Below are 13,186 nucleotides of genomic sequence, written 5' to 3' on the forward strand. Positions count from 1 at the left end.
ATATTAGCGAAATTCAAAATAGAAAGCTACGAACTTATCAACGAATCAATAATAAAAATTTGTTAATAAAATATAAGCAAATCTCTATTAACGGCTTATGAATAAAGAAGAAAATCCGTAAATTGCCACGTTAGAAAATTAAATTAACTAAATCAAGTTTTATGTCGGAAGGAGAAAAGTTAATTCCCATAAATATAGAAGACGAAATGAAATCGGCTTACATCGATTATTCGATGTCAGTCATTGTGTCACGTGCTCTGCCAGATGTGCGTGATGGTTTAAAACCTGTTCACCGTAGAGTATTATTCGGAATGTACGAATTAGGCGTACTTTCTAATCGTGCTTATAAAAAATCCGCCAGAATTGTAGGGGAAGTTTTAGGTAAATATCACCCTCACGGAGATACTTCTGTTTATGATACTATGGTACGAATGGCTCAAGAATGGAGTTTACGCTATATGTTGGTAGATGGGCAAGGAAACTTTGGTTCTGTAGATGGTGATAGTCCTGCTGCGATGCGTTATACCGAAGCAAGAATGCGGAAGATTAGTGAAGATATGCTTGCTGATATCGATAAAGACACCGTAGATCATTCCTTAAATTTTGACGATACTTTAAAAGAGCCTACCGTTTTACCAACCCGAGTTCCAAATTTATTGGTAAATGGCGCAAGTGGAATTGCGGTAGGAATGGCAACCAATATGCCTCCACACAATTTATCTGAAGTGGTTGATGGTACGGTAGCTTATATTGATAATCATGATATAGAAATTGATGAATTAATTGAGCACGTAAAAGCTCCCGATTTCCCTACTGGAGGAATTATTTATGGTTACGATGGCGTACGTGAAGCTTTTAAAACTGGTCGAGGTCGAGTAGTAATGCGAGCTAAAGCTTCAGTTGAAGAAGTAAAAGGAAAAGAATGTATTGTAGTTACTGAAATTCCTTATCAAGTGAATAAGGCAGATATGATTAAAAAAACTGCCGATTTAATAAATGATAAGAAAATTGAAGGAATTTCTAACATTCGTGATGAATCCGACAGAAACGGAATGCGAATCGTTTATATTTTAAAAAGAGACGCAATACCAAATATTGTTCTTAATACACTTTATAAACATACCGCACTTCAATCTTCTTTCAGCGTAAATAATATTGCTTTAGTAAAAGGACGACCAGAAATGTTGAATCTGAAAGATATGATTCAATATTTTGTAGAACACCGTCACGAAGTTGTTGTTCGTAGAACAGAATTCGAATTAAAAAAGGCGCAAGATCGCGCTCATATTTTAGAAGGTTTAATTATTGCTTCAGACAATATAGATGAAGTTATTGCTTTAATTAGAGCATCTAGTAATGCAGATGAAGCACGCCAAAAATTAATTGATAGGTTTGAATTAACCGAAATTCAAGCAAAAGCCATTGTTGAAATGCGCTTACGTCAATTAACCGGTTTAGAGCAAGATAAGTTACGAGCAGAATATGAAGATTTAATGAAAACCATTGAAGATTTAAAAGATATTCTTGCCAGTAAAGAAAGAAGAATGCAAATCATTAAAGATGAATTGCTCGAAATTAAAGAAAAGTATGGAGATGAACGAAGATCGACCATTAATTTTGCAGGTGGCGATTTAAGTATCGAAGATATGATTCCAGATGAGCAAGTAGTTATTTCTATTTCTCACGCAGGTTATATTAAACGTACACCGCTTACTGAATATAAAAAGCAAAATAGAGGAGGCGTTGGTTCTAAAGCTTCAACTACAAGAAATGAAGACTTCTTAGAATATTTATTCGTAGGTACAAATCACCAATATATGATTTTCTTCACACAAGACGGAAAATGTTTCTGGATGCGTGTTTATGAAATTCCAGAAGGAAGTAAATCGTCGAAAGGTCGAGCTATTCAAAACCTTATAAATATCGACCCGAACGATAAAGTAAAAGCCTTTATTTGTACCGAAGATCTTAAAGATGAAGAATACATTAATAGCCATTATGTAATTATGGCTACTAAAAAAGGGCAAGTAAAGAAAACTTCCCTTGAACAATATTCTCGTCCACGTACAAATGGAATTAACGCGATAACCATTAAAGAAGGAGACGAATTACTTTCGGCTAAATTAACTACGGGTGAAAGTCAAGTTATGTTAGCCTTAAAATCAGGTAAAGCTATTCGTTTTGAAGAAGCGAAAACTCGACCGATGGGAAGAAATGCTTCCGGTGTTAGAGGAATTAGACTTGCCCACGATAATGATGAAGTGGTTGGTATGATTGCTGTAGAAAATCCTGAAGAAGAAACCGTTTTAGTAGTTTCAGAAAATGGTTACGGTAAGCGAACCTTTATTAATGATCCTGAAAATGGAGAAGAAATTTACCGAATCACGAACCGAGGCGGAAAAGGAGTAAAAACCATTTCTATTACTGAAAAAACAGGAGAATTAGTTACCATAAAAAGTGTAACCGATTCAGATGATTTAATGATTATCAATAAATCGGGAATTGCGATTAGAATTGCTGTAGAAGATTTACGGGTTATGGGTCGAGCTACACAAGGAGTTCGTCTTATTAACTTAAAAGGAAACGATTCTATTGCTGCGGTAGCTAAAATTGCCAATGAAGGCGATGAAGATGAAACTTTGCTTGATGAAGAAACAACTGAAAATGGCACAACTATTGAACCAGAATCTACCAACGAAGAAGAATAGACCTCAAAAACCAAACAAAATGAAAAAGACAATTTTAGCCATTTCTTTATCTCTTGTAGGAGTGGTGGCTTTTGCACAAAAACGTGAAATTAGAGACGCAGAAGATGCGATGGAAGATGGAAACTATCAAGAAGCGAAAAAAATATTATCTTCAGTAGAAGGACAAGTAGCTTCAGAAAAAGATAGAATTAAAGCAGATTATTATTTAGCTAAAGGGAAAGCTTATTTCGGACCTTTAAACGCTATTCCTACTGTCGAAAATTTAGAGCAAGCCGGAGAAGCTTATCGAAAAGCTATTGAATTTGGTGAAGAAGATGAAGGTAAAAAAGGATTAACAGAAGTTCGTAATAAACTTATCAATACAGCTATAAACGATCAAAAACAGTCTAAATTTGATGTAGCAGCAGATAAGTTGTATGCAGCCTATCAAATAAATACTCAAGATACGCTGTACCTTTTTTATGCAGCTTCAAGTGCGGTTAACGGTAAAAATTATCCAAAAGCTTTAAAACTTTATACTCAACTTGATGATTTAGGATACACCGGGCAAGGGTATAAATATACAGCTGTAAATAAAAGTACAGGTGAAGTAGAGAGATTTGATAGCGAAAGTGAACGTGATTTATTCATTAAATCTGGAGATTACATAAAGCCTGATAAAGTAAAAACGGATTCTAAAAGAGCAGAAATAATTAAAAATATCGCTTTAATTCATTTACAAAATGACGAACCTGAAAAGGCGTTAGAAGCAATTAAGGAAGTTCGCCAAGAAAATCCGGAGGATGTTTCTCTTATGTTAGTTGAATCTGATGTTTACCTTAAAATGGGAGAAACTGAAGAATACAGTAAAGTAATAGAAAAGATAATCGAGAAAGATCCTACGAATCCGACTTTATTTTATAATCTGGGAGTTACTTCAGCTCAAAGCGGAAAAAAGGATAAGGCGATTAAATACTATAAAAAAGCCATAGAATTAGATCCTAAAATGACTAATGCTTATATTAATTTATCAACTTTAATTTTAGAAGACGAGAGAAAGATTGTTGATGAAATGAATAGCTTAGGAATGTCTAAAGCAGATAATAAGCGTTATGATGAATTAGTTGAAGAAAAAAAGGAGCTTTACCGAGAAGCGGTTCCTTACCTTAAAAAAGGAATGGAAAACGACCCAAGCAATACAGAAACTATTCGTACTCTTATGAATATTTATTCACAGTTAGGTGAAGAACAAAAAGCTAAAGAATTAAAACAAAAATTAGCGGAATAAGTTTTTCAAAGAAAAAAATTAGACATTAAAAAAAGCCTACTAAATTTTAGTAGGCTTTTTTTAATGTCTAATTTAATTATTAGATAATTTTTTTGATTACACGTAAATTATGAGAATATTGTTTGGTTTCTACATTAAAAATTCCGCTGTGGTCAATTCGATCTATGCGAACTTTTCCGTGTGCGTGAATTATATAATTATCGGTCATAATAATTCCGACGTGAATAATATTTCCTTCAGCATTATCAAAAAAAGCTAAATCGCCCGTTTCACTTTCTTCAATAAAACTTAAGGGTTCGCCTTGTTTTGCTTGTTCAGAAGCATCTCTAAAAAGGGAATAGCCATTTAATTTATATACCATTTGGGTAAAACCGCTACAATCAATTCCAAAAGGTGTTTTTCCTCCCCATAAATATGGAGCGTTTAAATACAGGTAAGCTGTTTTTAGCAAAGAATTTTTAGGCTTTTTTCCTGAAATTCGATTGCCATCAAAAATCTGATTTAACAATGGAAGCGCATTTAGGTTTGCACCAATAGAAATAGGAGTGAGGCTTTTAGTTTCGCGATGAGTTATAAATTCAATTAAATCGGAAGATAATATAGGTTTTTCTTTATTGTATTCTGTATAAATTTCTTCTGTTAATTTAATAAACTGTTTATTATCAACCCAACCTTCATAATTATCGAATGCAATACGGATTCTACTCCATTTTTTTCGTTCTTCTAAAACTTTAAAATGATCGCCATATAATAATTGCGTAACCATTTCGCTTGTATCGGCTGGTTCTAACCGAACCGGTACAATATTCAGGGAGCAAATTCCGTATTGCATTTATAATTACCTAAAAGTGATGTATTAATTAGTTTCTTTCAATTACCATTGCGGAAGCTCCACCGCCACCGTTACAAATTGCTGCGGCTCCAATTTTTCCGTTATTTTGTTGAAGAACACTCATTAACGTAATTAGAATTCTAACACCGCTACAACCTAATGGATGTCCTAATGAAACTGCTCCACCATTAACATTTACATTAGAATCATTTAATCCTAATATTTTCATATTTGCTAAACCAACAACCGAAAATGCTTCGTTAAATTCAAAATAATCTACATCATCTAATTTTATTCCGGCTTTATCAATCGCTTTTGGAAGCGCTTTTGCTGGAGCGATGGTAAACCATTTTGGTTCTTGTGCAGCATCTGCATAACTTTTAATAGTAGCTAAAGGTTTTAAGCCTAATTCTTCGGCTTTTTCTTTGCTCATTAAAATTACCGCGCCGGCGCCATCATTTATAGTTGAAGCATTTGCAGCAGTTACCGTTCCGTCTTTACTAAATGCAGGACGTAAAGAGGTAACTTTTTCCATTTTAATATTTTTAAACTCTTCGTCTTCAGCAAAGATTTTAGGATCTCCTTTTCGTTGCGGAACTTCTACCGGAACTACTTCATCTTTAAATTTACCGGCTTCCCAAGCTTCTTTCGATCGTTTATAAGATTCTAATGCGAATTTATCTTGATCTTCTCTGGAGAAATTATATTCTTTTGCACATAAATCTGCACAAACTCCCATTGCATTCTGGTCGTAAGCATCTACCAAACCATCTTTTTGCATTCCGTCTTCCATTTTCATCGGACCGAATTTTTGTCCTTTTCGCATATGAACATAATGCGGAATTAAACTCATATTTTCCATTCCGCCGGCAACAATAATATCAGCATCGCCCAATGATATAGATTGTGCACCTTGAATTACGGCTTTCATACCACTCGCGCAAACTTTATTTATAGTTGTACACGGAACAGAATCTGGAATTCCAGCGCCTAAAGCTGCTTGTCTTGCTGGAGCTTGACCAACACCTGCTTGTACTACATTTCCCATTAACACTTCTTGAACCAATTCTGGTTTCAAGTTTATTTTATCTAAAGCGCCTTTTATTGCTGTAGAACCTAATTTGGTTGCAGAAACAGTAGAAAGACTTCCTAAAAAACTACCTATTGGTGTTCTGGCAGCACTTACAATTACAACTTCTTTATTCATTTTAATTAATTTTTAGATCGTTTTTTGCGAATTTAGTGATTTTATAAAGAACATCCGAACGAAGATAGCGATACCTGTATTTTTTAGTACATTTGACTGTCAAGTAACATCTATGAAAAATTTTATAAATAGCATTTATAAGAATCAAGCTTTAATTTACAAGATATTCTTATACTTAATTACGGTTGCTTTAATCGTATATTTATTTCCGAAGGGAAGTAAATTTAAATATGATATAACAAAGGGAAAACCCTGGCAATATGAAAATTTATATGCGCCTTTTGATTTTGCTATTTTAAAATCTGATGAAGAAATTGAAGAAGAACGCCAACAAATTCAGCAAAATCATACACCATACTTTAATGTAAATACAGAAATTCCTGAAGAAGCAGCTGAAAAATTAGATACAAATATTGAAGTTGTATTTAACGATAGCGTTTTAGATGCCGATGGCGTTCGGTTAATTAAATTTTCTAAACTAACACTGAATAAAATATATGATAAAGGTGTAATTCAGGAGATCGATCCGTTTAAAGAGAATAAAATCATTTATTTAAAGAAGGGAAATGAAGCTGAAGAAGCCGTTTATAAATCGCTCATTAAACAAGAAGAATTAGGAAATTTCTTAGAAGAACAGATAAAAAATTCAAACTTAAAACCTTATCAAAGTCAGTTAAAAGAACTTTTTTTTGAAGCCGTTCGGCCAAACGTAAAATTAAACGAAACCTTAACCCAACAAGATTTAGAGTCAAAATTGGCTTCTATTTCTTACACGCGTGGAATTGTAAATCAAGGCGTTCGTATTATTTCAAAAGGTGAAATTGTTGAAGGAAATAAATACAGCATCCTAAAATCATTAAAATCTGAATACGAGTCTAAAATTTGGACCGCTTCCAGTTATTATGTAGTTGTTTTCGGTTATGTTTTATTGGTTTCGCTGGCTTTATTAATGCTGTTTCTTTTTATTAGAAAATACCGAATTGAAATTTTTGAAAATAACACGAAAGTTACTTTCATCTTTTTCAATATTTTACTCACGGTTTTATTAACCACTATTGTGATGAAAATTAACGTAAATTACGTTTATGTAGTTCCTATTTGCGTTCTTCCACTTACACTCAAGGCCTTTTTTGATGCACGATTAGGATTATTTACCCACGTCGTAACGGTTTTAATTTTAGGTTTTATTGTACCGAATAGTTATGAATATATGTTTCTGCAAATTATTGCGGGAATCGTAACTATTTTAACCATTTCAGAATTATATAAACGTGCCAATTTATTCATTTCAGTAGGGCAAATTACCGGCGTTTATATTTTTACGTATTTCGCATTTACTATTATTCAAGAAGGCGATGTCGCAAAAATAAATTATGAAACTTTTTTAATGTTTCTACTAGGCGGTTTTGCTACGCTTTTTGTACAGCCTTTAATTTATGCGTATGAAAAATTATTTGGTTTGGTTTCCGATATGTCGCTTTTGGAATTGTCAGATACCAATTCTAAACTTTTAAAAGAATTATCGAACAAAGCTCCGGGAACGTTTCACCATAGTTTAAATGTGGCAAATTTAGCTGAAGCCGCGGCAAATGAAATCGGCGCAAATTCTATGTTGATTCGTGTTGGTGCGCTTTACCACGATATCGGAAAAATGTCGAATCCGACCTATTTTACTGAAAATCAAACTACTTCTGTAAATCCGCATGATGAATTAGAGCCAAAAGAAAGCGCAGAAATTATTATCAATCACGTAATTCACGGAATTGAGATTGCCAAACGAAATAATTTACCTGATCGCGTAATTGACTTTATAAGAACGCATCACGGAACAAGTTTGGTCTATTATTTTTATAAAAAAGCGAAAGAAGATGCGAAAGAAACCGAAAATGAAGTAAACGAAGAAGATTTTAAATATCCCGGTCCAGAGCCATTTAGTAAAGAAACGGCCATTTTAATGATGAGCGACAGTGTTGAAGCTGCGAGCAAAAGTTTAAAAGAGCCAACTTCAAGCGCGATCGATAAATTCGTCGAAAAAATTATCAATAAACAAATGGAAGAAGGGCAGTTTTTAAATGCCAATATTACGTTTAAAGAGATTCAGATTATCAAAAAAGTTTTAAAGCGAAAGCTGAAAAATATTTATCACTTAAGAATTGAATATCCGGAATAATAATAAATATCTAGACGCAAGAACAGGAGGCGTTTATTTTATAATAAAAAAATTAAATCGAGACAATCTCTAGATTATCTTATTCTCGATTATCGATTGAAAATTCATTATTCATGAAATTTGGAAAAGTAGAACATCCCGAACATATAGATTTTACCTTGCCGGAAGATCATCCGCAGACAAAAGAAATCCTAAAAAATTATACACCAAATTCTTTTGAGAATGTAAGTATAGGTTGTGCAAAATGGAACCGAAAAGACTTAAAAAATTTCTATCCACGCGGAACAAAAGATGAATTACATTATTATTCAGAACAATTCAACAGCATCGAACTCAACGCTACATTTTACAGAATGTGGCCTGCAGAACAATTTAAAAAATGGCACGATAAAACTACCGAAGATTTCAAGTTTTTCCCAAAAGTTCCGCGTTTAATTAGTCATATAAAACGATTAAATGAGGTAGACGATTTAGTTTCAGATTATACGGCGAGTTTGGTAAGTTTAGATGAAAAATTAGGTATGGTTTTTCTACAAATGCCCGAGAATTTTCATCCAAAATGGATGGAACGGTTACCGGAATTCTTTAAAAAATGGCCGCAAGAAATTCCACTAGCTTTTGAAGTTCGTAATGAAAGTTGGCATAACGATAAAGCGGTTAGCGACGAACTAAATTCAATTTTAAAAGAATATAATATTGCCAATGTAATCACCGATAGCGCAGGAAGAAGAGATTTATTACATATGCGTTTAACATCAGATACCGCGTTTATTCGTTACAACGGCGCCAATCATGAAAGCGATTACCAAAGGCTAGATGATTGGGTAAATCGCTTAGAAGAATGGTATAAATTAGGACTGAAAAACGCTTATTTTTTTGTGCATCAAAATTTGGAAGAAGCCTCACCATTATTATCGGCTCATTTTATTAAACAAATGAATGAGCGTTTTAATTTATCGATTAAAATTCCGCAAACACTCACAAAATGAAACAAGAAATCGCTATAACCGTTGACGCGGTAATTTTTGCTGAAGAAAATAATGAACTATTTCTACTAATGATTAAGCGTAAAAACGAGCCTTTTAAAAATGAATGGGCTTTACCCGGCGGATTTTTAGAAAAAGACGAACTTCTAAAAACCGGATGTTTACGCGAATTAAAAGAAGAAACCGGTTTAGCATTAACTGAAATTCAACAAGTAGGAATTTACGATAAAATAGATCGCGATCCGCGCGGGCGAACGTTATCGGTAGCGTTTACAGCTAAACTTCAACAGAAAAAAGAAGTAAAAGGAAATGATGACGCCGAAGAAGCAGAATGGGTTTCACTAAAGGAAATTAAAAAAACTGCATTCGATCATAATTTAATTATTAGTGATGCAAAAAAGAAATTACAAATAACAGCATAACGTTTACCGATTCTAAAGTTGCTTTTAAAGCTGAATTTTAATTTAACTTTGAATAAAAAAGATGAGATTTCACACTAGAAAATGGATAAAACCTGAAGATTTAAACCCAAACGGAACTTTATTTGGCGGAAGATTATTAGAATGGATCGATGAAGAAGCGGCACTTTACGCGATAATTCAGTTAGAAAACCCGAAAACGGTTACCGCTTATATGAGCGAAATCAGTTTTAAAAGTTCGGCAAAACAAGGCGATATTGTAGAAATTGGTATTGATGTTATTAAATTCGGAACTTCTTCATTAACCTTAACTTGTGAGGTAAGAAATAAAATGACACGAAAGCCAATTATAAATGTTGAAAAAATTGTAATGGTAAGTTTAGATGAGGAGGGAAATGCAAAACCGCACGGTAAAACTAAAATTGAATATGTTAAAGATCGCTTAGAAGATTAACCTTCATCTTCTTTTGCTTTTTCTATTTCCTCATTAATTTTTTCAACCTCTTTTTGCTTTAATTTCGGCACTTTGCGTTTTGTTCTTGTATAATTTTCAAGATTGAACTTTGCGTAAATAGGAAAATGATCAGAACCGATATCTTTTAGGCGTTCAATTTCATTTAAACCGAAATGCTCTGATGAAAACATATGGTCTAACGGCCAACGTAATAAGAAATTATTAGCATTATAAGTTGAAAAGAATCCACGACCAATACGCGGATCTAACAAACCACTAATTTTTTGAAATTCTTGTGTGGTTTGCGACCAAGCAACATCATTAAAATCGCCAATCACTAAAATTGGTAAGTCATTTTCACGAGCTTTTTTTGCAATTAACATCATTTCTCCGTCACGATCGGTTGATCTGGGATTATGCTGTGGCGTTGGCGGCGTAGGATGCGTAGCATAAAGCTGAATTATCGCACCAGAATCCATTTTCAATTTTGCGTGAATTGAAGGAATACTATCAGAAATTAAAAAGTTTATTTCGGGATTAAATAATTTTTTCTTTGAATATAAAAGCATTCCGTAGGTATTTTCTAGCGGACATTCTACGCGATAAGAATACGATTTTAAAATCGAAGCCATACTGTCTTTCCATGTTTCGTTGGCTTCCATTAATAAAACTAAATCGGGATTTTGTTCGGTAATTCTATTTTTTAATTTAATGTAATGATCATTTTTTTGTAGCACATTAGAAGCTAAAATACTTATGGTATTTTTTTTAGAAGTAGCATTTTTAACTTCATAAGAAGAAAATGGAGTGTACGGAACTATTTTAGTCATTTGAAATATAAAACACGCCGAAAGAATAATCATGAATCCGTAATCTTTTTTCGACCTGATATCAAACCTGAAAAAATAAAAAAGGATAGCCAAAAGGGTAAGCGCGGTAAGTTGCCCGTGCGGAAAATCAAAAATACGTATCCACCAATAATTAGCGGTAAACAAAGGAATGATAGTAAGAATAATTGCTAAAACACCAAAAGCAACCAATACATTTTTTAGCCTCATTTAGGTAAATATTTTCGCTCCACATAAAATGGACCCAAAGGCAAGATAGAGCAAAAAATTGTGACACCAAGTGTTTTTAAAGACCAATTTAATTTTTCGTACATCCAATACGCACCAATTACGTAAAGAACAAATAATATCCCGTGTGCCATTCCTACAATTCTCACCATTTCCGGCTGATCATACAAATACTTTAATGGCATTGCGATAAGTAATAAAACTAGGAAAGAAATTGCTTCTAAAAAACTTATGATTTGAAAGGCTTTAACTTGAGAATTCATCAGTAAAAATTTTTGCAAATATAACGCATATCTAGAGCTTTTTGTAGTAATCTCTGGCGCATTTGTGTTAATTTTAATGAGATTAAGATGAAGTATTTTCTGTAAAAGTTTATTATGTTTGTTATAAACACCAATTTACAATGAAAGTTTTAGTAACCGGAGGATTAGGTTTTATTGGTTCTCACACCGTTGTTTGCTTATTGAATGAAGGTTATGAAGTTGTGATTATCGATAATTTATCGAATTCTTCCATTTCTGTATTAGAAGGAATTACCCGAATAACTGAAAAATCGCCTGAATTTTGCAAAATAGATTTAAGAGATAAAAGTAAAGTCGCCGATTTTTTTGAAAATCACCAAGATATCGATGGCGTTATTCATTTTGCAGCTTCAAAAGCGGTTGGTGAAAGCGTAAAAAAACCATTATTATATTATGAAAATAATATAAATACGTTGGTGTATGTTCTTCAAGAAATGCGCAGAAAACAGCTTACTAATTTTATCTTTAGTTCGTCGTGTACCGTTTATGGTCAGGCCGACGAGTTGCCGATTAATGAAAATGCGCCTTTAAAAAAAGCAGAATCGCCTTATGGTAATACAAAACAGATAGGAGAACAAATTATTAGCGATTATGCAAAAGATCATGAAATTTTTAAAGCTATTTCGCTAAGATATTTCAATCCGATAGGAGCGCATCCATCAGCAGAAATTGGTGAACTTCCTATTGGTATTCCACAAAATTTAATTCCTTTTATTACACAAACCGCCGCTGGAAAACGCGATATGCTTTCTGTTTTTGGAAACGATTATCCCACCGCAGACGGAACCTGTATTCGCGATTATATTCATGTGATGGATTTAGCCCAAGCTCACGTAGTTGCGCTAGAGCGTTTAATGAAAAATAAAAATAAAAAAACCTACGAAATTTTTAATTTGGGTACTGGAAAAGGAAATTCGGTATTAGAAGTAATTAAAACTTTTGAAAAAGAAACTAATCAGAAATTACCTTATAAAATTACGGCTAGGAGAGAGGGCGATATTATTTCAGCCTATGCAGATACAAAAAAGGCTAATGAAGAATTAGGTTGGAAAGCCAAATTCAACTTAGCCGATTCGTTAAAAAGTGCCTGGAAATGGCAACAAAAGCAAGTTTAGCTTTTTTATTTATTATTTACATACAAAGCGTGAATAACGCCAGGTAACCAAAAAATTAAGGTTAATATTAAATTAATTAAAAAATCTTTTCCTAATCCTTTATTTAAAAATACGGCTAAAGGAGGAAGAATAATACTTAGAATAATTGTTAAAATAGACATGGTTCGTTTTTTTATCTAAGGTAGAATTCTTTCACCCTCATCACCTAGATTTAAAGATAATTATAACATAACTTTAGGCTAGTTCTTAAAAAATAAAATCGGGAAATATTTCCCGATTTTATTAATATTCGTAATTCTGTAGCGCTTTGTTATATTCTCGTATTTCTTCAATGTTTCGTTTATTATCAGAATCTTTAATGAGAGACATTAAATAAATTAAACTTTCTTCCGGTTTTACTTCTTCCTTTTCTATTTCTTCATCATCTTCAATAGGTTCATCTTCAGGAATTGGAATATCAAACGTAAAGTTTTCTTCTATGTGTTCATAGGTAAGACGAATAGCTTTTGCGATTACCGGACGCTCTTCTTCAACAGCGTAAGGACGTAATTCTTTTAGGTCGCTAACAAGTGTATTCGTTATAATTCCGGCGTGATCTAAATCATCAAGAATCTTCTTTATGAGTTTTTGGGCTTTCGGATTATTCAAAA

The 13,186-nt window shown here is 33.1% G+C and carries 13 protein-coding genes; 7 read left to right on the top strand and 6 right to left on the bottom strand.

Annotated elements, in window-relative coordinates:
• Window positions 1-161 precede the first annotated feature (161 nt).
• Window positions 162-2,708 carry a DNA gyrase subunit A gene (gene gyrA / locus ACFFGL_RS06355; protein WP_309730426.1) on the top strand — a complete coding sequence of 849 codons (2,547 nt, stop codon included), beginning with the start codon at window positions 162-164 and terminating at the stop codon, window positions 2,706-2,708.
• A 19-nt stretch (window positions 2,709-2,727) separates the two neighbouring features.
• A complete protein-coding gene (locus ACFFGL_RS06360; protein WP_309730423.1) occupies window positions 2,728-3,975 on the top strand; it encodes a tetratricopeptide repeat protein in 1,248 nt (415 codons plus the stop codon).
• A 79-nt stretch (window positions 3,976-4,054) separates the two neighbouring features.
• Here the strand turns inward: ACFFGL_RS06360 and ACFFGL_RS06365 are convergent, their stop codons facing one another.
• Both ACFFGL_RS06365 and ACFFGL_RS06370 read right to left on the bottom strand, forming a co-directional pair.
• Window positions 4,055-4,807 (bottom strand): C40 family peptidase, encoded by a 753-nt coding sequence (locus tag ACFFGL_RS06365; protein WP_309730420.1) that lies wholly within the window; start codon window positions 4,805-4,807, stop codon window positions 4,055-4,057.
• Window positions 4,808-4,835: 28 nt separating this feature from the next.
• Entirely contained in the window at window positions 4,836-6,014 is a 1,179-nt protein-coding gene (locus ACFFGL_RS06370) for an acetyl-CoA C-acyltransferase (RefSeq protein WP_309730416.1), read from the bottom strand.
• Between the two features lie 112 nt (window positions 6,015-6,126).
• Here ACFFGL_RS06370 and ACFFGL_RS06375 point away from each other — a divergent pair, with 112 nt between their 5' ends.
• From ACFFGL_RS06375 to ACFFGL_RS06390, 4 genes are all read left to right on the top strand, one after another.
• Window positions 6,127-8,184, top strand: coding sequence for an HD family phosphohydrolase (locus ACFFGL_RS06375; protein ID WP_309730413.1), 2,058 nt, complete (start codon window positions 6,127-6,129; stop codon window positions 8,182-8,184).
• Window positions 8,185-8,297: 113 nt separating this feature from the next.
• Entirely contained in the window at window positions 8,298-9,173 is an 876-nt protein-coding gene (locus ACFFGL_RS06380; protein WP_309730410.1) for a DUF72 domain-containing protein, read from the top strand.
• A complete protein-coding gene (locus ACFFGL_RS06385; protein WP_309730408.1) occupies window positions 9,170-9,592 on the top strand; it encodes an NUDIX hydrolase in 423 nt (140 codons plus the stop codon). Before ACFFGL_RS06380 ends, ACFFGL_RS06385 begins: the two co-directional genes overlap by 4 nt.
• A 61-nt stretch (window positions 9,593-9,653) precedes the next feature.
• A complete protein-coding gene (locus tag ACFFGL_RS06390; RefSeq protein WP_309730405.1) occupies window positions 9,654-10,043 on the top strand; it encodes an acyl-CoA thioesterase in 390 nt (129 codons plus the stop codon).
• Here the strand turns inward: ACFFGL_RS06390 and ACFFGL_RS06395 are convergent.
• Together ACFFGL_RS06395 and ACFFGL_RS06400 are read right to left on the bottom strand one after the other, a co-directional pair.
• Complete coding sequence (locus tag ACFFGL_RS06395; RefSeq protein WP_309730402.1) at window positions 10,040-11,101, bottom strand: endonuclease/exonuclease/phosphatase family protein; 1,062 nt, start codon at window positions 11,099-11,101, stop codon at window positions 10,040-10,042. The two genes, ACFFGL_RS06390 and ACFFGL_RS06395, sit on opposite strands and share 4 nt — an antisense overlap.
• On the bottom strand, window positions 11,098-11,382 hold the full coding sequence (locus tag ACFFGL_RS06400) for a DUF3817 domain-containing protein (RefSeq protein WP_309730400.1): 285 nt from the start codon (window positions 11,380-11,382) through the stop codon (window positions 11,098-11,100). The genes ACFFGL_RS06395 and ACFFGL_RS06400 overlap by 4 nt, the downstream gene beginning before the upstream one ends.
• A gap of 140 nt (window positions 11,383-11,522) precedes the next feature.
• Between ACFFGL_RS06400 and galE the strand changes: the two genes are divergently transcribed.
• Entirely contained in the window at window positions 11,523-12,536 is a 1,014-nt protein-coding gene (gene galE, locus ACFFGL_RS06405) for a UDP-glucose 4-epimerase GalE (RefSeq protein WP_309730398.1), read from the top strand.
• 5 nt (window positions 12,537-12,541) lie between these two features.
• Here the strand turns inward: galE and ACFFGL_RS06410 are convergent, their stop codons facing one another.
• Both ACFFGL_RS06410 and ACFFGL_RS06415 read right to left on the bottom strand, forming a co-directional pair.
• Entirely contained in the window at window positions 12,542-12,697 is a 156-nt protein-coding gene (locus ACFFGL_RS06410) for a YqaE/Pmp3 family membrane protein (RefSeq protein ID WP_309730395.1), read from the bottom strand.
• 121 nt (window positions 12,698-12,818) lie between these two features.
• A complete protein-coding gene (locus ACFFGL_RS06415) occupies window positions 12,819-13,184 on the bottom strand; it encodes a hypothetical protein (protein ID WP_309730393.1) in 366 nt (121 codons plus the stop codon).
• Window positions 13,185-13,186 lie beyond the last annotated feature (2 nt).

This window comes from Mesonia maritima, assembly GCF_042433895.1.
Lineage (GTDB): Bacteria > Bacteroidota > Bacteroidia > Flavobacteriales > Flavobacteriaceae > Mesonia > Mesonia maritima.